The sequence below is a fragment of the Xanthomonas sp. NCPPB 2250 genome (assembly GCF_056725265.1).
Genome location: NZ_CM161520.1, coordinates 1,475,503 through 1,501,166, shown reverse-complemented (window position 1 = coordinate 1,501,166; position 25,664 = coordinate 1,475,503). Strand labels below are relative to the sequence as shown.

Genomic DNA, 25,664 nt, shown 5'->3' with positions numbered 1-25,664 from the left:
GGCGCTGCCGGTGGTGTCAGCATATGGTATTTAATTGATGATAAATAGGTATCCCCGTTTGCGGGCCAGGACCGTACCACATGATGTCGCCTTCGCTGTTTCCCCTGCTGTCGCTGTTCGCGGTGCGCGCCATCGCCGGCCCGGCCGCCGTCGCCCCGCCGCCGGTGCCGCCCTCGCCCATCGTCTACAGCGAATTCGTCAACGCGCAGGCGCCGACCGCGCAGTGCCACGCCTCGACCCTGGTGGAAACCCGCGACGGCCTGCTCGCGGCCTGGTTCGGCGGGCGCCACGAAGGCGCCGATGATGTCGCCATCTGGGTGGCGCGCCGCGACGCGCACGGCTGGCAACCGGCACAGCGCGTGGCCGATGGCGCACAGGCACAGGGCAAGCCGTTGCCGACCTGGAACCCGGTGCTGTTCCAGCCCGCGCAAGGGCCGCTGCGGCTGTTCTACAAGGTGGGTCCGGACCCGAAGCGCTGGTGGGGCATGCAGACCACGTCCAATGACGGTGGCCAGCACTGGTCCACGCCCGAGCGCCTGCCCGACGGCATCCTCGGCCCGATCAAGAACAAGCCGGTGCAGCTGCCGGGCGGCCGCATCCTCAGCCCCAGCAGCAGCGAGGACGCCGGCTGGGTCGCGCACATGGAGTGGTCCGACGACAACGGCGCGCACTGGACCCGTGGCCCGGCGATGAACGACCCGGCCAGGATCGGTGCGATCCAGCCCAGCGTGCTGCTGCACCAGGACGGCCGCCTGCAGGCGGTGGGCCGCAGCCAGCAGAACCACGTGTTCAGCACCTGGTCGCGCGACCAGGGCCGCACCTGGGAACCGATGACCCTGCTCGACCTGGCCAACCCGAATTCCGGCACCGACGCGGTGGTGCTGGCCGACGGCCGCTCGCTGCTGGTCTACAACCCGACTGAAGCCGGAAAGGACTGGTGGGACGGTCGCGGCGTGCTCGCCGTCGCCCTGTCCGACGACGGCCTGCACTGGACGCGCGTGCTGACCCTGGAAGACAGCCCCAAGGACGAGTTCTCCTACCCCGCGGTGATCCAGACCCGCGACGGCCAGGTGCACATCAGCTACACCTGGAAGCGCACGCGCATCAAGCATGTGGTGCTGGATCCGAAGCGATTGACCGGCACGCTCGCAGCGGGCGCGTCACGCTGACCGCGATGCGATAGCACGCCGCGCATCACCCATCAGCGGTGGTCTGCGCGGTGCAGCCTCCCCCAACCGCCGCCCCTCGTAGGAGCGGCTTCAGCCGCGACAGAAGCGACCCATCGACGCCCACCAACGCAACCGTTGAAGCACGCGGCCGACAGCCGCCCCCGCAGTCTCCTGTGGGAGCGGCTTCAGCCGCGACGCGCAAATCTCGTCACCATCCGCCCGCGCCACTGCGATCCGATCCTCACTACGCATCGGCGACGCCCTACTCCGCCAACAGCGCCACCATCCGCCGCACCCGCACCACATCGGTCTGCATGCGGTCGCCACCCAGGCTGCGCACATGCGGATGCGGCGCCAGCGCCCGCGACACCAGCGGCCCACGCGCCGAGCCATGGAACTCGCGCGCGCCGGTGCGTGCACGCAACTGCGCCAGGTTGGCCTCGGTCACACCAGACCCCGGCATCACGCTCAAGCGCGTACCGGCCTGCTGCACCAGCGCGGCGATCAGTTCCGCGCCCTCTTCCGCCGTCTCGCGCGCCCCGGAGGTCAGCACGCGCTCGCAGCCCAGCGCGATCACGTCTTCCAACGCGCGCCGTGGATCGGCACTGACATCGAACGCGCGGTGGAAGGTGACGCCAAGCGAACCGGCCGCGGCGATCAGCTCGCGCATCGTCGCCGTGTCCACCTCGCCGTCCGCGGTCAGCGCGCCGAGCACCACGCCGTCGCATCCCAGGCGCACGCACTGCTCCACGTCACGACGCATCGCCTCCACTTCCGCCGCGTCGAACACGAAATCGCCGACACGTGGACGGATCAGCACGTACAGCGGAATGCGCAACCGATCGCGCACCGCCGCCAGCGTGCCGAACGACGGCGTCAGTCCACCGCCATCCAGGCCGCCGCACAGCTCCACCCGCATCGCTCCACCGTCCTGCGCGGCCAGCGCCGAGCCGATCGCGTCGGCGGCCACTTCCAAGCCCATCGGCACGCTCCCGCTCATGCCGCCGGCGCCGCGAAGTGGCTCTGCCCGGGCAGCAGCAGATCCTGTTGCTGCGCATCGCAGACCGCATAACTGAAACCGGGCTGGATCGCGAACGCACCGACCTCGCCGCGCTTGTTCATCGCCAGGAACCCCACCTGCAGATCGCGGGTGAGCTGCGGCTTGCGCCGCACGATGCGCATCACCACCTCGCGGCAGGCCTCGGCCGGACTCTTGCCCTGCCGCATCATCTCCACCACCGCGAAACTGCCGACGTTGCGGATCACCTCTTCGCCGACGCCGGTCGAGGTCGCCCCGCCCACCTCGTTGTCCACGTATAGCCCGGCACCGATGATCGGGCTGTCGCCGACCCGGCCGTGCATCTTCCAGGCCATGCCGCTGGTGGTGCAGGCCCCGGACAGATTGCCGTGCGCATCCAGCGCCAGCATGCCGATGGTGTCGTGGTTGTCCTTGCCGCCGGGCAGCGTGCCGCGGCGATAAGCGCGGTTCTCGATATTGGCCTCGGGCGCGTAGCGGGAGGTCTTCAGCCACTCCTTCCACGCCTGTTCCGACTCCGGCGTGAGCAACTTGGTGCGTTCGAAGCCCTGCGCCAGCGCGAACTGCAGCGCGCCATCGCCGACCAGCATCACATGCGGCGTCTTCTCCATTACCCGCCGCGCCACCGAGATCGCATGCACGATGTCCTCCAGCGCCGCGACCGACCCGCAGCCGCCGGTGTGATCCATGATGCAGGCATCCAGCGTGACCCGCCCATCGCGGTCGGGATACCCGCCCAGCCCCACCGTGTGATTGTCCGGATCCGCCTCCGGCACCCGCACCCCTGCCTCCACCGCATCCAGCGCCGCTCCGCCGCGGGACAGCACCTGCCACGCCGCCTGGTTCGCGGCGACGCCGAAGTCCCAGGTGGAGATAACCCGCGCTGCGCCGCGCGGCAAGGGGCCGACACCGGCCTTGGCATGCGCCTTGGCCACGGCGGCGCGTGCGCTAGGAAGCGCACCGCCCAACCCGGCGGCCAGAGCGCCGAAGGCGGCGGTTTTCAGGAAGTGGCGGCGTTGCGGCATGGGAAGGCTCCGGCGTTGGGAGGGCGCGCGGGATGGCGTGCGCTTAGCCTTACATCATGCGGCAGGGTAAGAGGGGATTGAATACCTACTTGCGTCAGACAGCGCTTTTTTGGTCCGCACGCTCCTACAGTATCGCGTCAAAGCACGCTCGGCCTTCTATCAAGTTCATCGGCGTGCTCCCATAGGCGTCCTGCAATGTCACATCGGCGCTACACCTCAAAAACGCCGGATGATCAGTACTCATCCATCGAAATGATGATGGTCCGCGTATAACCCTCAAAATCAAGATGGAGATGCGCTGGCCGTGGATGCCGGGAGAGTTGGCCGATGAGGTCGGCAAGGTGACGGGCAGCATCCTCGCGGATGCGCCATAGGGCGCCAGGAAGCGAATCGCTCGCCATTTTGGCATGCGGCGAGCTGTGTCGCTGCAACGTAATTTCCACACCCTCGCATGCAGGCACGATCGAGGACACAACCATATCGCCTGGACATACGCTCCATGCGTACAGGGCTTCACTCAGCGCATGCATATCACCGGATTCTCCCATGATAATTAGCACACCTTCACCCTAAAATCGTCACGAAACTCAATACACAGCACAAAGATTCCCGCGAGCCATTCGCATAAAAATGTTCGGCATAAAATTAGAAAAAACGCTCCAGCGCCCCACCAAAATCAATGAATTCTCCTGGATACCGCGCCATTTAAGCGCCTTCTTATTAGCAACCCAGGAAAACGATCGCCAGCTTCAGGAAAAATTCCTTCTGCCTCCACATTTCCATAATCTAGAAGCTCCTGCATTAACCTCAATCCGGCAGCAGTATCCTTAGCCACGCCGACACCATCTAAGAGGGCAATTGCATAATGAAGCTTCGCAGAGTCACTACCGCTCTCGGCAGCTGCCTTATACCAATATGCAGTCTGATTATCGGACTGACCAACCAAATCACCATTGGCATAACACACAGCAAGAGCATACATGGCAGGAGCGAAGCCCAGTTCTGCCGACCTCGCCAAAAATTTTAGGCTTCTTACTTCAAAGTCACCGTCGCTTTCGTCAGCAGAGGAGCTAAAGGTTGAACATAAAAACAGAGCCTCTGGATTCTCCTTGACTACGAGCCAAGCGAGCTTTTCATAAGCGCCAGCATAGTCGCCACGCTCAATAAGGTACTTGGCATCCGCCAGCAGTGATTGTTCAGAATGCTTATCCATGCGGAATAATCCTGTCCACTTTGGGTCCAGTACAACACTTAGGATGGCGGGTCGATTTTGCAACAAGACTAACTTGGCATTTTTTTTCGCCATTTTCTTTGCCTTGAACCGGAGCGGTGGCGCCGAAGGCCTCGCCCTTCAGGTCCCAGCACCAGATCGCTAGATCGCGGACCGGGTCGATCACCGCGCGCGGCGTACCCAGGTGGTCCGGCTGCACGTAGCGCAGTGTGGTCTTGGCCAGCACGCCGACCGGCAGGTCGTCCAGCCAGATCGCCTCCTGCACGACCGCTCCGTTGGCGTCGTAGTCGCCCAGCCAATGGCCGCTCTCGTCGTACAGGGTATAGACGTTGGCTTACCCGTCCACTACACCTGTTCGCCACGGCCGTTGCGCCACATTGGTGTTGCTGCGCTTGATCCACGTCAGCCGGCGATGGAGGCGTCAAGCGTACTGCAGGGCCGCAATCAAGGCAGCATCAAATATCTAAACACACCTCACGAAGCATTCAAGATCGACTCAATTAAATTCTCGGACAAAATAGTTGCCAGGTCAGCTGGAGTCTCACCTGACGAATTACACAACCCTTTATCTGCGCCATTCTCTAAAAGCCATTTAACTGCCTCAACATTGCTTTGCTCTACCGCATTATGCAGAGGTGTATATCCACGCTCACCAGAAGCATTAAGGTCCGCACCAACATTAAAGAGAGCAGACATTTCTCGCACAGAGCCGCGCGTTGCCGCAACATTAATTGGATAGTCACCGAATAGACTCATCTTTTTTACACCATCCAATTCAATTCCAGCATACTCAGGAAGATCCCTATATAAAGTCAAAACATCCTCCACCTTCATATCGACCTCAATTAAATAATAAAAACAAAAATACAAAGAGGCCTTTATAATCTTCCAATCGCACCCATTAAAAGCCCACCAAGAAAACAACCTTCCATCCACAGATCCAAAACCTACTCTGGTGCAATAGAAAAACTTACCAATTGATCAAATTCCGAAAAACCAAAAATAGCCAAAGAAGATCTCTGCCGTCTATTTTCCCCGAAACCAACCACAACCGACAGAACGTCATCTTCTTCCGAGAAGAAGGCATCGACAACCTCATTTTTCATCCAAGCGATCTCGTCACTGGTCGGCGCACGCCCTATCAAATGCGATAACCCATAAACCTCAATATTAAGAATGCCACCATCGTCCCCCAGGTCTAGAACAGCAGTTCCAACAACACTTTTTTTTGATGAATCCTTAGAAATAATAAAAATTTCTCTGCCGCCAATATTATTCATTTTTCACCCCTATGGGCAGTCACCACACCATTTCTACCTATTACTACGGTCACATCATTTATCGGATCATAGTGCCGAGTCGCACCCTGGTGCGGCGTCCCAGGCATATTCCTTGCAATGTAATCCACCAGACTGACAGGTATATTTCGATCAACTCTTTCCGTTGAATAATGACGACTCAGAGGAATTCCACTTGGTGTGGAGCCATAATCTATCCGCTCTGAGCACTGCTGAGATTGCCTTTGCTCGTGCTGCCTTAAAATATCCCGCAAAAAACTTGTGTCCTGACCATTATATCTGTAACCAATCGGCCCAACCGTTTGATAGCGAAATGTAGGCTCATAGCTTTGTATCTGCCTAATCAAATAAGGAACTTCAACACGGGCAAATATCTCTTGAGTAGTCATTGGCCGCACGGGTATTGCCCGCCGACTTTGCAGACCTAACGAGTCAGAAGCCGCCAGTGGGGAACTGGAGGAGTATTCAAAAGATGCTATGCCACCATCTAATCCAATCGGATCACTCTGCACATACCGCCCCGTACCGGCTTCGTAGTCTCGGAAGTAGTTCTGGTTGAGCCCGCTCAGCGCGTCGTAACGCTGACCTGGGAAACGCATGTCGAACACGAAGGCGGTTCCGTCCTTGTCCGGGTCCTGGTCCGGGGCGGTGGTGCCGAAGGCTTCGCCCTTCAGGTCCCAGCGCCAGATCGCCACGTCGCGGACCGGGTCGATCACCGCGCGCGGCGTGCCCAGGTGGTCTGGTTGCACGTAGCGCAGCGTGGTCTTGGCCAGCACGCCAACCGGTAGGTCGTCCAGCCAGATCGCCTGCTGTACGACTGCGCCGTTGTTGTCGTAGTCGCCCAGCCAGTGGCCGCTCTCGTCGTACAGCGTGTAGACGTTGGTCTTACCCACCCGCCGCACCTGCTCGCCACGGCCGTTGTAGGCGTAGTTCGCCACCTTGGCGCCGTTGCGATTGACCTGGGAGAGTCGGCCGTTGGCGCCATACACGTACTGCACGGCGGTGCCGCCGATGGCCGTGGTGTTGCCCGCCGCATCATAGCTGCGCGCCGTGCCGGCCACGCTGCTGAGGCGATGGCTGGTGGTCGGATAGGTGTAGGTCTGGGTGGTGGTGTTGACCTTGGCGCTCAGGCGGTTGCCAGTGGCGTCGTAGCTATAGCCGTCGATCACCGTATCGGTCGGGCCGTCCTTGAACGCGGTCAGCCGGCCCAGCGGGTCGTAGTCCAGTTTGATGACCGGCGCGGTATTGCCGGGCGCGGTCAGTGCGCTGAGGTTGCCGACCGGATCGAAGGCGAAGCCCACCGCAAGGCCATCGCTGCGGGTGTCGTTGACCGCCAACGGGCGGTAATCCTGGTCCAGCACGCGCTGCATCGGACGGCCGTTGCCGTAGGTCCAGCCGGCGACCGGGCCGAACGGATAGTAGGTGGCTTGATTCAGCAGCACCTGGCGGGTGCCGCCAGGTGGGGTCACGCCGACCTCGGTGGTCTGGCCCTGGGCGTTGCGCACGTAGTCCACCACCGCCCCATCCGGGTAGGTCAGGTGGCTCAGTTGCCCGGCCTTGGTGTAGGCGTAGCGGACCACGAACACCTTGCCGTTGGTGGTCTGCACCTTGCGCACCAGATCGCCGAAGCGGTCATAGCAATAGTCGGTGCTGCCGCTGCCATCCTGCATCCGGGTCAGGCGGCCCACTGCGTAGGTCTCGCCGCTGGCGCAGGCCGTCTGGCTGACGTCGTAGGTGTAGCTGACGTTGAGGGTGGTGGTCGGATAGGTGACCTGGGTCAGACGGTTCAGCGCGTCGTAGCCGTAGCTGGTCTTGATGTTGCGCGCGTCGGTCTGGGTGGCGCGGTTGCCGGCGCTGTCGTAGGTGTACGTGGTGCTGCCGGTGTCCGGGCTGGTGAGCTTGGTCAGGTCACCCAGGCCGTTGTAGGCATAAGTAGTGTCCAGGCCCTTGGGATCGGTGACCTTGGTCAGGTTGTCCAGGGCGTCATAGCCGAACTTGGTTTCGGCGGCGATGCCGCCCACGTCCTGCAGGGTGCGCGCCAGGCGGTTGAGCGGGTCGTAGTCGTTCTGGGTGGCATGCCCGAGCGCGTCGGTGACGGTCTTGGTGTTACCGTTGGGATCGTAGCCGAAGTCGGTCGGATCACCTTGTGCGGTGGCCTGCGTCGCCAATTGGCCGAGCTGGTTGTATACCCGAGAGAGCGTGCGCTTGAGCGTTCCCGAGGCGTCCTTGGTGTCTTCCTTGAATCGGTTGCCGGCGTTGTCCAGGGTGTAGTGGATCGTGTTGCCGGTGTTGTCGGCGATATCCGTCAGCCGGTGTGCGGCGTCGTAGGTGAAGCGTGTGAACGCGCCATCAGGCTGCGTCACCTGCTTGACCAGGCCGGTCGGCCAGTAGTCGATCGCGGTGACGCGATCGTCGCTCTCGCTGCTGTCGTCGGGCCCGCGCACCTTGCTGGCGGTCAGCCAGCCGCGCGGGTGGTAGGTGTAGTCGGTGACCACGCCATTGGCGTCCTTCACCGACAGCACGCGGCCAGCGCCGTCGTAGGCCAGGTACTCGGTGACCTGGCCGAGCGCGTTGGTCACCTTCCACGGGTCGCCCTTGCGGTGCGGACAGGTGGTCGGAGAGGTGGCGCAGGTGCTGTCGTCGCTGGGGTAATACGTAAAGCTGGTGATGTCGTTGACGTCGGTGCGCGCGCCGTCGACCGACTTGGGCAGGCCCAGGATCGGGCAGGCGCTGTCGGTCGCGGCTACGTCGGACGCTTCGCAATAGCTGTAGGTGATAGTGCGCTGCTTGCCTGAAGCCGTGTCGCTGCTCGTCATCTGCACCGGCTGCAGGCGATCGTTATAGCTGTAGGACACGGTGCGTCCGCCGGTCTGCACCGACAGCAGGCGATTGCTGCCAGCCGCGGTGCGCGTCGTCGTGGTGCGCTCCTGGGGTTGCCCGATCGCCTCGCGCACGGTGTGGATGTTCACCGCAACACCGTTCTCGGTCGTTTCGGCGTAGCTGTGCTGAGTCTGGATACCACGGCGATCGGTGACGCTGCTCAGCCGGCGGCGGAAGTCGCTGGACTGATCGTTGTAGCTGTACTGCAGCGTCCCGTCGGTTCTGGCCACGGCGGCGACCTTCGGTGAAGTACCACCCGCCTCGGTCATCGTGTAATCGTTGACATCGCCCAGCGCATCGGTGACGCGAGTACCGGCAGCCGAGTACGCCAAGGTGATGCCGTCGATGCCACCGGCGTGCTGGCTGGAGGTCGCACGGCCGACCTCGTCGTAGGCGAAGGTGCTGAAGCGCTGGCCGTCCTCCGTGGTCACACCGGTCAGATGGCGCGGGAAGCGCGTGTCCTCATAGTGATAGATCCGGCTCTTGCCGTCGGCATACGTGACGCTGGCAAGGCGCTGCTGGTCGTAGCCGTAGCTGGCCAATTGCACCCCACCTGAGACGATGCCGGTGATGAGCGCGTCGTCGTTGTCGTCGGCATACACCAGTTCGATGGAGCGCCCCTGCACCGAGGCGATGCTCTGCAAGCGCCCACGCGCGTTATAGCCGTACACCCATCCGCTGCCATCCTCGGCCATGCGCGAGACCAGCTTGCCCTTGGCATCGAAGGTGTAGATCGCATCCTGGCGATCCAGCACCCATTGGTCGCCATTGGCGACGATGCGTTCACCCGAGGCGTTGGCCGCGTGATACTCGGAGCCACTCTTGCGGAACGGCACGGCATAACCGCTACCCTCGATCAAGCCCAGCGTATCGCCCTGGATGGTCAGGTGCAGACTGTGCGAGAAGGTCCAGCCGGGGCCGAAGCCGCCCGCGTTCAATGCCATGCCCGAGTGGTAGTAACGCGTCAGCGTGATCCAGCCCAGATCCAGGTCGCGCTCGGCCTGGAATTTCTCGCCGGTCTTGACGTCGCAGGGGTTGCCGACCAAGCCGGAGTTGCCGGCGCCAACTGGATTACCTGCCTTACCTTGCTCATCGCCGCATTGCAGAGTGGAGACTTCGATGGTGGCGAAGATCACTTTGTTCGTGCAGCCCTGATCACTGATATGCCACTGGGTGTAAGGTCGCGCACACTCGGTACGTCTCTTTCGACTGATCGAATCTCCATAGGCATACGTATCGCTGCAGTCCTTAAAAAAAGCATTGACGGTAAACTGTCGCGCCTGCATTTCATATCCAACGTCATACTGCGGGTAAGGACCCGAACTGTTATCCCCCCAATTATTCCTTGGAACAATTTGCGGCGATCCGCACTGAGGTGCCTTTTGCCTCGCCCTCTGTTCAAGCAAAGCATAGGCCTCTTGCTCAGTCGCTATCTTTTCCACATTCCCTGAGGTGTATACCCAATCTTCGTCCTTTGCCTTCTCACGTCCGAGCCAATACGTAATCAGCGTGGCACCATCCTCTCGAACAACTGAACTCTTGATAGTGTCCGCGTATTGATAGGCATCCTCCTGGTACTTAGGCCCAGGAATCGCCTTGATCGCCGCCTCCGCCTCCGACTGAGTGGTGTAGGTGCCGTGGTCACTGCCCTCCGCGTCGCGGACCACGAATTTCTGCTTCGGCCCTTCTGTCCCGGCGAACGCCGAACCGATGAACAGAAAGAACAGCGCCATCACCAGCGCAAGACGGATGGCGCCGCCGGAGGTACGTTCGTGGTGCATCGTGTTCATCGCGCGTCCTTGCAAGAAGTCGATCAAGCCAATCGAGTCAGCGGTTGCCAACTGCCTGTCCAGCCGGAGGCCGATCGACGCGCAACAGCGCGCGGCCAAAGGCTCGGCAGTGTTATGGGAGAACCAAACAGCTGGAATGCCCGAGAGCGGGCAGTCGCGTCATCCCTGAGCGACGCAGTACAGCGAACGGGTGCACGCACGTTGCGCATACGACAATCCTTGTCATTACGAGAAGCGATGCTAGACGATGGCCCTATCCACTGGCAACGAACCGAGGCGGTCTTCGCTGAAGCGCGCATAGCATCGGCCAGGATGGTTGCGGTACGCAGTCAGAAGCAAGGCCGTTGCAAGACTGCTGCCGATCTAGATAACCGCCGCAAACCGCTCCACCACCATCCCCTCGATCGCCTCCAGATCCGGCAGCAACGCGCTCTGCTCGCCCAGCAGCACGCGCATGTGCACGCCGGGCGGGAGGGTTTCTTCGGAGGCGTCGGCGAGCAGGCCGTCGCGGGGGACGGAGATCAGCTGCGGGAAGGATTGGGTCAGCAGGGCGACGTACGGCAGGTCGGGGTTGCCGCCCAGGGCCTTGAGTACGACGATCTTGTTGTTGGCGGCCACGATCTCGGCGCCAAGGCCGGTCAGGCGGGCGAAGGAGACCAGCGGCACTTTCCAGCCGTACCAGGCGATCTGGCCGAGCAGCCAGTGCGGGGCGTCGGGCAGCGGTTCGACCGGCACGCGCGACATCACTTCGGCGATGGTGGCGTTGGGCAGCAGCACGCGCTCGCTGCCGGCCAGGATGAGGACACCGCGGATTTCGTCGTTGCTGGCGTAGCTGCTCATGGATTGACTTCGTCCTGAAACCGGAAAAAACGCGCGATGCGGGCTCGGCGGGAAATGGCGTGGGTCGCCTCGCTCAGCCGCTCCACCGCGCGGTCAAGGCCTGGGCCAGTTGCGCCGGATCGCCGCCGGGATGGCCCTGCAGGATCAGGTGCGCGCCGGCGGCGGGGTCGTAGCAGCCGTCGCCGGATTGCCCGGCCACCCAGGCGCCTTGCGCGGCCAGCGCCAGCACGGCCTCCACCTGTTGCGGGTCGCTGCCGCTGAGCAGCAGCACCGCGCTGTGCGCGGCCGGCAGGCCGGCGACCACGGAGGCGCCGGCGTCCTGGGCAACGAAGCGCAGGCCGGCCGTGCCATGCACGCCGACGTCGTCGGGCAGGATGTAGACGTTGCCGGGGGCGACCGGCTCGCCGGCCTCGGCCAGCAGCACCGGCAGCGCGGACACGCGCGCGATCTGCTTGACCAGGTTGCCGTAGCGGCCGCCGTCCAGGCGCAACTGCACCAGCAGCGGCAGCGGGAAGCTGTCAGGTAGTGCGGCAAGCAGGCGGCGGATCGCATCGGGGCCACCAATGCCGGCCATCACCAGCACCGCACCGCGCGCGGCGGTGCCTGCACCGGCACCGCTCGTGGACGCGGGCTCTTCCGACTCCAGCGCGACCAGCGACAGGCCTTCGGTGGAGAACTGCGGGACGTGTTGCGACGCGCGTGGCGCAGCGGCAAGCAAGGGCGCGTCGTCGTCGACCAGCGACCAGGCACTGGCCGGCAGCGCCGCGGGTGCGGCTGTGGGCGCAGCCGGTGTGGCATCGGCCTGCGGTGCGGCCGGCGCCGCAGGCGCTTCGCTGGCAGCAGCCTCGGCACGCGCGAACTGCAGTTCCTCGAAACCCGGCGCGACGTCGGCAGGCGGCTGCCAAGTATAGACGCCGTCTTCCGGCACGGCCGCGGCGAAGCCGGCGGCTTCGTCGACATGCAGGCCGATCGGCGCGTCCTCGTGCAACTGCGCCGGTGTCGCCGGCAGGCCCGGCTCCGGCTGCAGACCGGTCTCGGTCTCGCGGCCGGGCGGCAGCACGTCCTGATGGCCTTGCAGCTTGGCCGCCAGATGCCGCGCCCAGCGCTGCGCTTCCCAACCCTCGCGGCGCGCGGCCAGCTCGGCCTCGTCGAAGATCACAGTGACGCCGGGCAGCGCCAGCGCCGCATCCAGCCGCTCCAGTGCGTCCTCGATCGCCGGTTCCAGCGCGATCAGCACCGCGCTGGGGGCAGCATCGGCCAGGGTCTGCGCGTCGATCGCGCCCGGGTCGTCTTCCAGCACGATCGCCGCGCCGACCAGGTGCAGCGCTTCGCGCAGGCGCTCGCGCGCCTTGCCGGGACGTGCCAGCAACGCGACCGGCGTGGAGGTGGCGTCGCCGTCATTCGCGAACACGGGCGATCCCCAGCAGGTCGTAGACGTTGCGCATCAGATCCAACTCTTGGTAAGGCTTGCCGAGGTAGCGCTGCACGCCCAGTTCGAAGGCGCGCTGGCGGTGCTTCTCGCCGCTGCGCGAGGTGATCATCACGATCGGCACGGCGGCATAACGCGGATCGGCGCGCATCGCCGTCGCCAGTTCGTAGCCGTCCATGCGCGGCATCTCGATGTCCAGCAGCATCAGGTCGGGCACGCGCTCTTCCAGGCGCTCCAGCGCCTCGACGCCATCGCGCGCGGACACCACGTCGAAGTTGTGCCGTTCCAGCACGCGGCCGGTGACCTTGCGCATGGTCAGCGAGTCGTCGACCACCATCACCAGCGGCACGCGGCGCTGTTCGGTCGGCGCGGCCTCCACCACCGGCCGCAACGGCTGCGCCAGGAAGCGACGCACCAGCGGAGCGATGTCGAGGATCACCACCACGCGGCCGTCGCCGGTGATGGTGGCGCCGTAGATGCCGGGCACCGAGGCGATCTGCAGGCCGACCGGCTTGACCACGATTTCGCGGTTGCCGAGCACCTGGTCGATCGCCACTGCCGCGCGCAGATCGCCCGCGCGCACCAGCAGCAGCGGCACCTGCGCCTGACCTTCGGCCCGTGCCGGCGCCTGCCCGACCAGCGAGCCGAGGTCGTGCAGCGCGTATTCCTCGCCGCTGTAGCGGTAGCCGCCGGTGCCGGCCTCGAAGCGCTCGCGGCCGATGCGGCCGATGCCGCTGACCGATGCCACCGGCACCGCGAAGGTGGTCTCGCCGATCTGCACGAACACCGCCTGAGTCACCGCCAGGGTCTGCGGCAGGCGCAGGGTGAAGGTGACGCCCTGGCCGCGCACGGAGTGGATGTCCACCGAGCCGCCGAGCTGGCGCACTTCGTTGCGCACCACGTCCATGCCCACGCCACGGCCGGCCAGCTGGCTGACCTGGTCGTAGGTACTGAACCCGGGCGCGAAGATCAGCGCATCCAGTTCGTCGTCGGACAGCGTCGCGTCGGCGGCGATCAGGCCGCGCTGCTCGGCGCGGCGGCGGATCGCCTCGCGGTCGAGCCCGGCGCCATCGTCGGCCACTTCCAGCACGATTTCCGAGCCTTCGCGGCGCAGGCGGATGGCGATGTTGCCCTCCTCCGCCTTACCCGCGGCACGCCGTTGCTCCGGCGACTCCAGGCCATGCGCGACCGAGTTGCGCAGCATGTGTTCCAGCGGCGCGACCATGCGGTCGAGCACGTTGCGGTCGAGTTCGCCGTGGGTGCCTTCCAGGCTCAGGTGCACCTGCTTGCCGGTCTCGCTGGCGGCCTGGCGCACCACGCGCCGCAGCCGCGGCACCAGGCCGTCGAACGGCACCATGCGCGCGCGCATCAGCCCGTCCTGCAACTCCGAACTGACGCGCGACTGCTGCTGCAGCAGGCCGTCGTACTGCCGCGCCAGGTCGTCAAGCACGCCCTGCAGGCCGCCGAGGTCGGCCGCGGACTCGTTGAGCGCGCGGCTGAGCTGTTGCAGCGTGGAGAAGCGGTCCAGTTCCAGCGGGTCGAAGCTCTGCTCGGCCTGGTCCTGTTCGCGCTGGTAGCGGGCGACGATCTGCGCCTCGGTTTCCAGATCCAGGCGCCGCAGCTGGTCGCGCAGACGCGCGTTGGTGCGGTCCAGTTCGGCCATCGCGCCGCGGAACGCGCCCAACTGCTGCTCCAGCCGCGAACGGTAGATCGCCACTTCGCCGGCGTGGTTGACCAGGCGATCGAGCAGGTCGGCACGCACGCGCACCTGTTCCTGCATCGGCCGCGCGATCGTCGACTCTTCGTCGGGCGTGCCCTCCACCGGCAGCGGTGCCGACAGCGGCGCCGCCACGGCGGCCAGCGCCGCGGCAGCCAGCGCGTCGTCTGCCACCGCGACCGGCGCCGTAGCGGCGGTCGCGGCATCGCCTGCGGCGGCGAACCGTTGCCCGTGCGTGCGCGCGTCGAACGCGCCGATCAGGTCCTGCGGCATCGCCACCGCACGGTGGTTGCCGGTCAGGGTCAACAACTGGTGCAGGCGATCGAAGCCGCGCTCCAGCAACTGCACGTCCTGGCGGTCGAGCTCGGTGCGATGGGCGGCGACCGCCTCCAGCAAGGACTCGATGCCATGGCCGAGGTCGCCGATGGCGTTGATGCCGGCCATGCGCGCGCCGCCCTTGAGCGTATGCAGGTCGCGCTGCAGGCCGCCGAGCACGTCGCGGTCCTGCGGCGCGGCGCGCAGCTCGGCGATCAGGCGATCGCAGTGGTCGAGCAGGTCCTTGCCTTCGTCGACGAAGATATCGACCAGCTCGCGATCGAGGTCGGCGAAGTCCAGCGGCCCCAGATCGACGGCCGATAGATCGGTGCGCGCGGCATCGGCCGTGGGATGCGCGGCGTCAACGTCGGTCTGCGCGGGTGCGGCTGCCGCCGGCGCGTGCTGATCGGTTTCTTCGTGCGCTTCGTCGGCCGATGCCGTCGCGTCCGTCTCGGTCGCCGCGGTCGTGTCGTCCTGAGCGGCGTCGCCCTGCGGCGCGTCAGGCGCTGCGTCGGGCGCTGCGTCGGGCGCCGCATGATGCGCGTCCGTCGTCTCATCGGCGTCGGACGGCGGCGCGTGTGCGGCATCGTCCGCTTCGGCGGCGACATCCTGCAGCACGTTCTCGCCTGCATCGCTGGTCGGCTCGACGGGTTCTGCGTCCGCGTCGGTGTCGGCGTGCTCGCCCACGGTGTCGGTGGCGAGGGAATTCGCACCGCCCTCGCCCGTCCCCTCGTGCAGAGGCGAAGCGGCATCCAGCGCAACCTCGCCGTGCTCGGCGGCGGCCTCGGTATCGTCGTTGGCCGAGGCCACGCCGTCGTGGCGCCAGCCGCTCGACGGCGCCAACGGGTGCTGACGCAGGCCGATCGCAGGGGCGTCCTCGTTGAACTGCTGCTCGTGCGCTTCAGCGGTGTCGTCGGTCGACGCATCGGCGTCGCCGTGCGCGGCATCCTGATCCGATGCCCGCGCATCCTGCCCGTGTACGGACGCGTCCCGGCTGTCGCTCATCTGCGCGTCGGTCGCATGGGCTTCGACAGCGTGGTCCGCTGCCGAATGATCCGTTGCCTGCGCTTCGGTCGCGTCGACGTCGCGGTCGGCGTCGCGATCGGCCGCGGAATGATCCGGCACCTGCGACTCCGGCGCATGCACGGACGCATCCTGGGCTGCCCCGTCCTGCGCTTCGATTGCGTGAGCCTCGGAACCGTGCGACTCGCCAGCATGCTCCGGCGCCTGCGGCGCCTGCAGTTCCTGCGCGTCCATCGGCGGATCGGTCGCAGCATCGGCGATGACCGCATCGACCGTCGCGTCCTGCGCCGCCTGGTCCAACGCTTCCGGAGCCGGGTCCGACACCTGCTCGGCGCTCAGCGGCGCCTCGACCGTCAGCTCGTCGAGCTGGCCGTCCTGCGCCAGGGCCGCCTGTTCGTCGGCGTCGTGTTCGTCATGCGGTGCCGCCGCCTCGTCTTCCGCTGCTGCGTCATGGCGCTGCGCATGGTCCTGGGCGGCCGCCGGCTCAACAGCAAGCGGCTCGTCCTCGCTCGCCGACGCCAGCGTGGCCGCATCCGCGTCGGTGGTGGCGTCGCTGTCTGCCGGCGTGGACGACGCCGCTCCGTCCGAGGACGGCGCGGATGCGGCGTCCGCGTGGACATCGATGCGATGCTGGTCGGCATCGACCGCGTCGGGCTGCCCGGCAACGTCATCCGCCGGCAACGTCTCATGCAGGTGCGCGGCATCGCCCAGGAATGCCGACAGGTCGTCGGCGGCGGTGAGTTCCACCGCCTGCACGGCCTGCGTATCCAGGCCAGCCTCGGCCGGTGCCGACGCGGACAGGTCTTCGTCGTCCTCGTCGTGCGCGATGGGCGGCCACTGCACTTCCGGCAGCGTCTCCACCAGCGCGCGCAGGCGCTGCGCCAGGTCGGTGAACGGCGGAATCACCGGCGACGGTGCCTGCAGTTCCGCGATGGTGGCGGCAATGGCGCGCGCCGCGTCCTCGAGCGCACGCACGCCCTCGGCGCTCGGCACGCTGCCGGCGGCCAACGCGCGCTTGACGTAGCTCTCGGCCGGCCCGGTGACCGCGGTGATCTCCGGCACGTCGGTCATCGCGAACGCGCCGCTCATGGTGTGCACTGCGCGCAGCAGCGCTTCGGTCGCCGGCTGCGGGGCGTCCTGCAGCCAGGCGTGCACGGTCTCCAGATGGGTGGCGACCTCGGCTTCGAGGATCTCGCGCAGCACGCTGTCCACCGACGCCGGTGTGCCCGCGCGCGGCGCGACGGTCGCCTGCGGGGTGGCGAAATAGAACGCCTCCTCGCCGGCGGCGATACGTTCGGCCACCGCCTGGATCGCGTCCAGGTCGGCCTGCACCGCACCGTCGCCGCGCAGCGCGGCATTGAGTTGCGGCAGCACCGCGTAGGCCTGCTCGACCATCGCCACCACCGCCGGGCTGGCGGGGCGCGAGCCATCGAGCACGCGGTTGAGCATGCTCTCGATCTTCCAGCTGAACTCGCCGAGCACGCGCGCGCCGACCAGGCGGCCGCTGCCCTTCAGGGTGTGGAACACGCGGCGGATCGGTCGCAGGCTTTCCAGGTGGCCGGGCGCAGCGCGCCAGGCTGGCAGCAGCGTGCCGAGATTGACCAGTTCCTCGTCGAATTCCTCGAGGAACACCGCGCGGATCTCTTCGTCGATCTCGCCATCGCCGTCGATGAAGCCGGTCTCGGCGGCAGGCGGAGCGGCGGCAGGCGCAGCACTCGCCTCCGCGCTGGCGGATGCTGCGGCCGCAGGCTCGCCGCTGTGGGCGGCCGAGGTCACGTCGAACTGCGCGGCAGCAGCCTCCAGGTCGGCCAGGAACGCGGCTTCGGCGTCCGACACCGGTGCAGCGTGTTCCTGTACCGGCTCGGGCGTTGCATGCTCCTCGGATTCCAGCGCGGCATGCTCCGGCGCCGATGGCGCATCGGCCACGGCATCGGTGTGCGCGGCTTCGTCGATGGCGGTAAGGCCGGCATCGGTCTGCGCCGGGCCATCCATGGGCGCGTGCGAATCGGTCTCGCGTGCGGCGTCGGTGGCCTCCGCGGCCTCCGTCGGGATCGCGTGCGCGGCGTCTTCGGCGTCGGCACCGGCGTCTGCTGGCTCGACGTCCCCTGCCGCGTCGAGGCGTTCGCCGTGGGCGATGTGAGCGCCAGCGTCGTCCAGCGCGGACGCGGCCTGCTCGTCCTGCGCGACCGGAGCAGCGTGCCAGTCGAGCGTATGCACCTCGTCGGCGGACGCGCCAGGCGCGTCGGCGAACGACGGCGCGTCCTCCAGTTCGATGACCAGCGGCGGCGCGGAAGGGTCGGCGTCTTCTGCAACAGTCGGCGTGTCGACGATGATCAGGTTGGGATCGTCGTGTTCGTCCAGGCCAGCGAACGCGGCCGGCACATCGGTCTGCGCCTGCTCCGGATACTCGGCGGCCACCGGATCGAAACCGGCGACATCGGAGGCGGACGCCGCGGAAGCGGCTGCGGCCTCGTCTTCCTGGGCGAGCGTGGATGGCGTCTGCGACCGCAGTGCATCCTGCTCCAGCTCCAGGGAATCGAGGCTGATGTGCAGCGGTTCGGTGGTGCCGGTCCAGTTGTCCTGTTCGGCCGCGACCGGATCGAAGCTGAGTGCCTGCGACGGTGCCGTGGGCTCCTGCTCGTCGCGCGCAGCGCCTTCGCCGGCGGGCGCGGAGGCGTGTTCGGCCGCGGTGTCGGATTCGTCCGTCGCCAGGCTCCACTGCGGCGCCTGCGGTGCGGACGGCGCAGCGTCCTGCGTGCGCGGCGTCGTCTCAAGCGTATTCTCGGCCGACGCCAGATCCCAGGCCGGTACGACCGGCGCGGCGATGGACGGGGGCGCCGACGCGTCGATGCGATCAGCGGCCACCGGCGGCAGCGGCGCAACCGATTCGGTCGCCTCGCGTCCGCTCGGCAATACGCCCGGCGCGGCCGGCGCGGTGTCGGGCAACGGCCAGTAGCGCAGCGCTTCCAGGCTGCTGCGGGTGATGTCGAGAATCTCCTCGCGCCCGGGGCGGCGCTCGCGCAGCGCTTCCAGGTAGTACTCGAGGCTGGCCATCGCGTCGGCCAGGGTGTCGAGCTGGCGGCCGCTGGGCACGCGGCGCTTGCCGATCAGCTCGGTGGCGACGTAGCGGCGCACGCCTTCCAGGTAGTCGGCCGGCTGCGGCAGTTCCAGCATGCGCAGGGCACCGGCGACCTCGCCGAGCAGGCGCGGCACCTCGTCCAGGCGCGCATGGTCCCAGTTGGTCTCGATGAAGGCGACGAAATGCTCGCGGGCGCTGCCGAAATTGGCGATGGCCTCGTGCGCCAGCACTTCCACCGTGCGCCGCGCCTCGGCGGCGCTGGCGTCGTCGTGCACGTCGCCGCCGGCGCCGAGATAGGCGACCTGGTCGTCGAGCGAGGCGTCCACGTACAGCAGCGCACCGGCGATATCCAGCAACAGGCCTTCGTCAGCCGCGCGGGCGCCGTCGACGATGCTGCGCAGCGCGTCGCGCTGCTGCACCACCACGCTGCGCGCCACGCCCAGGCCCATCACGCCCAGGGTATCGGCGACGCTGCCCAGCTCGTCGACCTGGGTCTGCAGCGCGGCGACGTCGCCGCCGGTCCGCAGATGCAGGTCCAGCGCGTCCTTGACCCGCAGCAGTTCTTCCTTGATCGCGGTGCCGACGGTGTCGAGCAGCTCGCGGTTGCGCCCGGCGAGACTGCCGCGCGCATGATCCAGCTCGGCCTCGGTGGCGGCGGCAGCGTCAGGCGCCAGCGCGAACAGCGCGCCCTCGCTGAGGCCGGCTTCGCCGCGCGCGGCGCGGATCTCGTTGAGCAAGGGCAGCAATACGATCGGAATGTCGCGGTGGCCGTCCTGCAGGCGCTCCAGGTAATCCGGCAGCAGCACGGTACCGCGCATCAGCGTGGCGCAGGCCTCGTCGCGGTCGGCCGCCTGGCCGTTCTGCACCGCGATCGCCAGCAGTTCCAGTTCCTCGGCGACCATCGCCGGCGCGTACAGCTCGACCATGCGCAAGGTGCCCTGCACCTGGTGCAGGTAGCCGGCGCAGAAACGCATGCGGCCGGTGTCGGCCGGTTCCTCGACGAAGGCCTCGATCTCGCCGCGGACTTGACGCAGGGTCTCGTCCAGTTCCGGCTTGACCCAGCCCAGCGCGGCATGGCTCATCGCATCGCGCAGCGCGCTCATCGCCGCGTCTCCACGGCCGGGCACGCGCCGTGCCGCGCGGGCGCGGCGACGGGATGCGGGAGTTGTTCACGGTACGTCATGCGCGCTTCCTTCCACCCGGTTCCGGCCCGCTTACGCCGGCAGCTTGAAGTCGGCGACCGAGCGCCGCAGGTCCGCCGCCAGTTGCGCCAGGCGGCCGATCGATTCGGCGGTCTGTCCCGCGCCTTGCGAGGTCTGTCCGGTGATCTGCCGGATCACGTCCATCGTCTGGGTGATGTCGATCGCCGCCGCCGACTGCTGGTGCGCGGCGATGGAGATGTTCTTGATGAGGGTGTTGAGCGCGTTGGACACGCGCTCGATCTCGGTCAGCGCGGTGCCCGCGTCCTCGGCCAGGCGCGCGCCGGACACCACTTCGGAGGTGGTCTGCTCCATCGAGCTGACCGCTTCGTTGGTATCGGCCTGAATGGTCTGCACCAGGCCTTCGATACGGCGGGTGGCGCCGGAGGTGCGTTCGGCCAGGCGCTGTACTTCGTCGGCGACCAGCGCGAAACCGCGGCCGGCCTCGCCGGCCGAGGCGGCCTGCACCGCGGCGTTGAGCGCCAGGATGTTGGTCTGCTCGGAAATGTCGTTGATCAGTTCCACGATCGAGCCGATTTCCTGGGTCGACTCGCCCAGGCGCTTGATGCGCTTGGAAGTCTCCTGGATCTGGTCGCGGATCTGGTCCATGCCCTGGATGGTCTCGCGGACCACGCCGGCGCCCTCGGCCGCGATCACCACCGAGCGCTGCGCCACTTCCGCCGATTCGGTGGAGTTGCGCGACACCTGCTCGATGCTGGCGGCGATTTCGTTGATGCGCACGGAGGCCGAGCCGATCTGCTCGGCCTGGTGCCCCGCCGCCTCGGCCAGTTGCCGCGCGGTGGCCTGGGTTTCCTCGGTGGACACGGCGACCTTGGCCGAGGTGTCGTTGATGGTGGTCACCAGGTGGCGCAGCTCGTCGACGGCGTAGTTGATCGCGTCGGCGATGGCGCCGGTCATGTCCTCGGTGACCGAGGCCTTGACCGTCAGGTCGCCTTCGCCGAGCGAGCTGATTTCGTCGAGCAGGCGCATGATCGCCTGCTGGTTGCGGCTGTTGTATTCGACCTGGGTCTGCAGGCGGATTTCCTGCTCGCGGCTGCGGCTGCGCACCGTGGTCCAGACGAAGCCGACGATCGACAGCAGCGCCAGCAGGCCGGAGATCACGCCCAGCCAGAAGTTCGGGAACAGGCGGGTGTCGCGGGTGGAGCCGAACGCGGAGAAGGCGTCGAACAGCTTCTTGCTGTCCTCGAGCATCTTGCCCGAGCCGGCGGTCAGCGCCGCGGCGGCGGACTGTGCGGCGAACAGGCTGCGCGAGCTGGCCTGCAGCGCGTCCAGGTCCTTCTTCATTTCCGCCCACTGCGCCTGCGACTGCTCCAGCGCGGCCAATGCGGCGGCGTTGCGCACCGGGGCGATGCCCAGCTCCTCGTTGCCGTTGCGCAGGCCCTCGAGCATCTGCCCGAATACCACCGCATCGCGCGCCAGCGCGTCGCCGGCGCTGGCCGCACCGCGGCCGCCGGCGCGCATTTCGGTGACGCGGCGGGCCATGGTGCCGGCCACCACCACCTGCTGCAGGGTGTTGTAGATCTGCGCGGCGGGCGCGCCGCCGACCGTCATCGCGCGCACCACCTCGTTCAACTGCGCCTGCAGCTGCGGCACGCCGCCGACGAAGCGGTCGGCGTTGCCGGCCAGCGCCAGCACCGCCGGTTCGCTGTCCACCACCTGCTGCGCGTTCTTGGCCAGCGGCGCCCAGGTGCCGTTGAGGGTCTGCAGCGGCCCGGATACGCCGGCTTCGTTGGCGTAGCGGGCGTTGAGCTCGGCGACGGTGCTCTCCACCTTCGCCTTGGTCTGCTTGAACTGCTTGAAGGTCTCGGCGTTGCCGGACACCGCGTCGCGGGCCTGGTTGGCCAGCTGTTGCGACAGCACCTGCAGGTCGGCCGCGCCGGTGCTGGCGCCGGCCAGGCGGTTGCCCTGCCAGGTGGCCACGCCGGTGTTGGCGCCGAACACGACCAGCGACAACGCCAGCAGGCCCAGCCAGAAACTCGTGCCCACGCTGCCGAGCTTGCTGGCCTTGCGGGCGTCCGGAGCAGTACTCATGATGCGACCTCGGTCTTCGATGCGGAGGCAGCGCGCGCGCTCAGGCGGCGGCTTGCCGGAATTCGGGAGTGCGCGACAGCAGCGACAGCGAGAACACGCCCCAGTCCTGGGCGTCGCCGCGGAAGGCGCGGTCGATGAAGTGCGCGTAGCGGCCCTGGGCCAGATCGCCCGGCTCCACCGCCTGCGTCTCGGTGAAACTGCGCTGGCCGAACAGCTCGTCGATGGTCAGGGCCACGTCGCCGCCGCTCTGGCGCATGATCAGCACGCGCTGGCCTTCCTGCAGCGCGGTGCGCTCGCCTTCCAGGAACTGCTTCAGGTCGACCACCGGGAACAGGTTGCCGCGCAGGTTGCCCACGCCCAGCAGCCACGGCTGCGCGCCCGGCACCGGGGTGACCGGCGGCATGCGCACGATCTCCACCACTTCGCGGAAATCCGAGACCAGGTGGCGCTTGCCGACGCGGTAGCCGACCCCGCGCCACACGTCGTCGTCGAAGGCGCGTTCGGGCATCTGCACGGCATGCGCCAGGCTGCGCCGCTCGTAGGCCTCGAGGATGTCGAAGGGCGAGCGCATGTCAGCCCACCAGTTGGTTGATGCGGGCGATCAGCTCGTCTTCCCGCGGCGGCTTGACGATGTAGTCGGTGGCACCCTGGCGCATGCCCCAGACCTTGTCGGTCTCCATGCTCTTGGTGCTGATGATCAGCACCGGGATGTGGCGGGTGGCCTCGTCGCGCGACAGCGCGCGGGTGGCCTGGAAGCCGCTCATGCCCGGCAGCACCACGTCCATCAGCACCAGGTTCGGCGCCTGTTCGCGCACCAGCTTGATCCCGTCCTCCGCGTTGTCGGTGGACAGGACCTGGTGCCCGGCTTTTTCCAGCCATTGCGTGAACACCGCCCGGTCGGTCGGTGAGTCCTCGATCAACAAGATACGGGCCATGCTGCCTTTCCCCCTGGTCAGGCGTTGACGTATGTACGGATCGCGCCCAGCAGCTCTTCGCGTGTAAAGGGTTTGGTGAGGTACTGCTCGGACCCGACGATGCGCCCGCGCGCCTTGTCGAACAGGCCGTCCTTGGAGGACAGCATGATCACCGGCGTGGCCTTGAACAGCTGGTTGCCCTTGATCAGCGCGCAGGTCTGATAGCCGTCCAGCCGCGGCATCATGATGTCCACGAAGATGATCTGCGGCTGCTGGTCGGCGATCTTGGCCAGCGCCTCGAAGCCGTCGGTCGCCGTCACCACTTCGCACCCTTCGCGCTTCAGCAACGTTTCGGCAGTACGACGGATCGTTTTCGAATCGTCGATCACCATGACCCGCAAGCCTGCGAGTTCCCCACCCGCAGTCGTGTTTTCACTCATCACTTGCCCCCAAGCGCGCGACGCTTCATCGGATCCGGCTTCGCTGCGAAACGCCATGTATCCCAAGACCCGCTGCGACTGTCAAGGCCGCCGCTGCCGGTCTGCGTTGAACCACGTAACAGCACAAACTATGTCACAGTTTGGCGGATAACGTGCGACACCGTGCGGCCGTGTCCGACACCCGGTGCGCGGCGCCCCCGCCGACCCGCTACCATCTTCCGCTCAGTCTCTCAGGTGCACCCATGCCGTTCGATGTCATCGTGGTGATGGACCCCATCGCCAGCATCAAGATCGCCAAAGACACGACCTTCGCGATGCTGCTGGAAGCGCAGCGCCGCGGGCACCGGCTGCACTACGTGCGTCCCGGCGGATTGACCCTGCGCGACGGCCGCGCGACCGCCCAGGCTGCGCCGCTGCGGGTACGCGACGACAAGGCCAGCTGGTTCGAGCTGGATGCGTTCGCCGACCTGACCTTCGGCCCCGGCCAGGTCGTGCTGATGCGCAAGGACCCGCCGTTCGATGCGGAGTTCCTGTACGACACCCACGTGCTCAGCGTGGCCCAGCGCGCCGGCGCGCAGGTGGTCAACGACCCGCAGGGCCTGCGCGACTTCAACGAGAAGCTGGCCGCCCTGCTGTTCCCGCAGTGCTGTCCGCCGACGCTGGTCAGCCGCGACGCCGCCACGCTCAAGGCCTTCGTGCTGGAGCACGGCCAGGCGGTGCTGAAGCCGCTGGACGGCATGGGCGGGCGATCGATCTTCCGCAGCGGCACCGGCGACCCCAACCTCAACGTGATCCTGGAGACGCTGACCGACGGCGGGCGCAAGCTGGCCCTGGCGCAGCGCTTCATCCCGGACATCAGCGCCGGCGACAAGCGCATCCTGCTGGTCGATGGCGTGGCCGTGGACTACTGCCTGGCACGGATCCCGCAGGGCGACGAGTTCCGCGGCAACCTGGCCGCCGGCGGCCGCGGCGAAGGCCGCCCGCTGAGCGAGCGCGACCGCTGGATCGCCGCCCAGGTTGGCCCGGAGATGAAGCGGCGCGGCATGCGCTTCGTCGGCCTGGACGTGATCGGCGACTACCTCACCGAGGTCAACGTGACCAGCCCCACCTGCGTGCGCGAGCTGGACGCGCAGTTCGGGCTCAACATCGCCGGGCTGCTGTTCGACGCCATCGAGGCCTATCCGGCGCGATGAGCGCGGCCGCCGCGACGCCCGCGCCGCGCATCGGCGAGCGCGAACGGCTCAGCGCCACCCTGGTGCTGTCGCTGATCGTGCACGGGTTGCTGATCCTGGGCGTGGGCTTTGCGATCGACGACGATGCACCGCTGGTGCCGACGCTGGACGTGATCTTCAGCCAGACCAGCACGCCGCTGACACCGAAACAGGCCGACTTCCTGGCCCAGGCCAACCAGCAGGGCGGCGGCGACCACGACAAACCCCAGCGCCCACGCGACAGCCAGCCGGGCGTGGTGCCACAGCGCCAGGACGGGCTGGCGCCGCAGGCGTTGCGTGCGCAGACCGCGGCCGCCGCACCGGAACCGACCCCGCGCGTGGTCAGCAGCGCACGCGGCGAGCAGCCGCTGCCGGCGGCGCAGACCCAGCCGCGCACCGACGACCCGCAACGGCCGGTGGACGCGCAGCGCGAACAGCGCGATGCCGAGATGGCGCGGCTGGCCGCCGAGGTGCACCTGCGCTCGGAGCAGTACGCCAAGCGCCCCAACCGCAAGTTCGTCTCCGCCAGCACCCGCGAATACGCGTACGCCAACTATCTGCGCGCGTGGGTCGACCGTGCCGAGCGCGTCGGCAACCTCAACTATCCCGACGAAGCGCGGCGGCGCCGGCTCGGTGGCCAGGTGGTGATCAGCGTCGGCGTGCGCCGCGACGGCAGCCTGGAGAGCAGCCGCATCCTGCGCTCCAGCGGCGTGCCGATGCTCGACGCCGCCGCACTGCGGATCGTGCAACTCGCGCAGCCGTTCCCGCCACTGCCGCGCACCGACGACAACGTCGACATCCTGCAGGTCACCCGCACCTGGGTGTTCCTGCCCGGCGGCAGCCTGGTCGACGACCGCTGAGCCGCACGCAGATCGCCCCCCTCTCCCCCCGGGAGAGGGGTTGGGGTGAGGGTGCGGTTGCCACGCAGCGCCTGGCGGTAGCAAACAGTTCGAGGCTTCGCCCCGTACCCTCATCCGCCCCTTCGGGGCACCTTCTCCCGGTGGGAGAAGGGAGAG

General features: G+C 67.0%; 18 protein-coding genes. 3 read left to right on the top strand and 15 right to left on the bottom strand.

The annotated features are described in order from the left end of the window. Window positions 1–80: 80 nt before the first annotated feature. Complete coding sequence (locus AC1PMG_RS06200) at window positions 81–1,169, top strand: sialidase family protein (protein ID WP_481111015.1); 1,089 nt, start codon at window positions 81–83, stop codon at window positions 1,167–1,169. A 262-nt stretch (window positions 1,170–1,431) separates the two neighbouring features. Here AC1PMG_RS06200 and AC1PMG_RS06195 read toward each other — a convergent pair whose 3' ends face one another. From AC1PMG_RS06195 to pilG, 15 genes are all read right to left on the bottom strand, one after another. After that, window positions 1,432–2,151 carry a copper homeostasis protein CutC gene (locus AC1PMG_RS06195; protein ID WP_481111620.1) on the bottom strand — a complete coding sequence of 240 codons (720 nt, stop codon included), beginning with the start codon at window positions 2,149–2,151 and terminating at the stop codon, window positions 1,432–1,434. Between the two features lie 14 nt (window positions 2,152–2,165). After that, window positions 2,166–3,230 carry a glycosylasparaginase gene (locus AC1PMG_RS06190; protein WP_481111014.1) on the bottom strand — a complete coding sequence of 355 codons (1,065 nt, stop codon included), beginning with the start codon at window positions 3,228–3,230 and terminating at the stop codon, window positions 2,166–2,168. A gap of 233 nt (window positions 3,231–3,463) precedes the next feature. Next, entirely contained in the window at window positions 3,464–3,703 is a 240-nt protein-coding gene (locus AC1PMG_RS06185; protein WP_481111013.1) for a hypothetical protein, read from the bottom strand. Between the two features lie 203 nt (window positions 3,704–3,906). Then, window positions 3,907–4,443, bottom strand: a complete 537-nt coding sequence (locus tag AC1PMG_RS06180; protein WP_481111012.1) for a tetratricopeptide repeat protein — start codon at window positions 4,441–4,443, stop codon at window positions 3,907–3,909. Then, window positions 4,436–4,726, bottom strand: a complete 291-nt coding sequence (locus AC1PMG_RS06175; protein ID WP_481111011.1) for a hypothetical protein — start codon at window positions 4,724–4,726, stop codon at window positions 4,436–4,438. Before AC1PMG_RS06175 ends, AC1PMG_RS06180 begins: the two co-directional genes overlap by 8 nt. Before the next feature lie 209 nt (window positions 4,727–4,935). After that, window positions 4,936–5,385 carry an ankyrin repeat domain-containing protein gene (locus AC1PMG_RS06170; RefSeq protein ID WP_481111010.1) on the bottom strand — a complete coding sequence of 150 codons (450 nt, stop codon included), beginning with the start codon at window positions 5,383–5,385 and terminating at the stop codon, window positions 4,936–4,938. A 23-nt stretch (window positions 5,386–5,408) separates the two neighbouring features. Next, a complete protein-coding gene (locus tag AC1PMG_RS06165) occupies window positions 5,409–5,741 on the bottom strand; it encodes a hypothetical protein (RefSeq protein WP_157836439.1) in 333 nt (110 codons plus the stop codon). Beyond that, window positions 5,738–10,429 (bottom strand): RHS repeat-associated core domain-containing protein, encoded by a 4,692-nt coding sequence (locus AC1PMG_RS06160; protein ID WP_481111009.1) that lies wholly within the window; start codon window positions 10,427–10,429, stop codon window positions 5,738–5,740. Before AC1PMG_RS06160 ends, AC1PMG_RS06165 begins: the two co-directional genes overlap by 4 nt. A 363-nt stretch (window positions 10,430–10,792) precedes the next feature. Next, window positions 10,793–11,269, bottom strand: coding sequence for a chemotaxis protein CheW (locus AC1PMG_RS06155; RefSeq protein ID WP_148829659.1), 477 nt, complete (start codon window positions 11,267–11,269; stop codon window positions 10,793–10,795). Between the two features lie 73 nt (window positions 11,270–11,342). After that, window positions 11,343–12,680 carry a chemotaxis protein CheB gene (locus AC1PMG_RS06150; protein WP_481111008.1) on the bottom strand — a complete coding sequence of 446 codons (1,338 nt, stop codon included), beginning with the start codon at window positions 12,678–12,680 and terminating at the stop codon, window positions 11,343–11,345. Further along, entirely contained in the window at window positions 12,667–19,935 is a 7,269-nt protein-coding gene (locus tag AC1PMG_RS06145) for an Hpt domain-containing protein (RefSeq protein ID WP_481111007.1), read from the bottom strand. Before AC1PMG_RS06145 ends, AC1PMG_RS06150 begins: the two co-directional genes overlap by 14 nt. Before the next feature lie 111 nt (window positions 19,936–20,046). Further along, window positions 20,047–22,083, bottom strand: coding sequence for a methyl-accepting chemotaxis protein (locus AC1PMG_RS06140; RefSeq protein ID WP_150411104.1), 2,037 nt, complete (start codon window positions 22,081–22,083; stop codon window positions 20,047–20,049). A 40-nt stretch (window positions 22,084–22,123) separates the two neighbouring features. After that, complete coding sequence (locus AC1PMG_RS06135; protein ID WP_017914762.1) at window positions 22,124–22,654, bottom strand: chemotaxis protein CheW; 531 nt, start codon at window positions 22,652–22,654, stop codon at window positions 22,124–22,126. Between the two features lies 1 nt (window position 22,655). Next, complete coding sequence (locus tag AC1PMG_RS06130; RefSeq protein ID WP_026143267.1) at window positions 22,656–23,018, bottom strand: response regulator; 363 nt, start codon at window positions 23,016–23,018, stop codon at window positions 22,656–22,658. A gap of 17 nt (window positions 23,019–23,035) precedes the next feature. After that, window positions 23,036–23,437 (bottom strand): twitching motility response regulator PilG, encoded by a 402-nt coding sequence (gene pilG / locus AC1PMG_RS06125; protein ID WP_003472648.1) that lies wholly within the window; start codon window positions 23,435–23,437, stop codon window positions 23,036–23,038. Window positions 23,438–23,679: 242 nt separating this feature from the next. On the opposite strand from pilG, the gene gshB reads away from it, so the two are divergent. After that, complete coding sequence (gene gshB, locus AC1PMG_RS06120; RefSeq protein WP_481111006.1) at window positions 23,680–24,630, top strand: glutathione synthase; 951 nt, start codon at window positions 23,680–23,682, stop codon at window positions 24,628–24,630. Then, window positions 24,627–25,508, top strand: a complete 882-nt coding sequence (locus tag AC1PMG_RS06115) for an energy transducer TonB family protein (protein WP_481111005.1) — start codon at window positions 24,627–24,629, stop codon at window positions 25,506–25,508. Before gshB ends, AC1PMG_RS06115 begins: the two co-directional genes overlap by 4 nt. Window positions 25,509–25,664 lie beyond the last annotated feature (156 nt).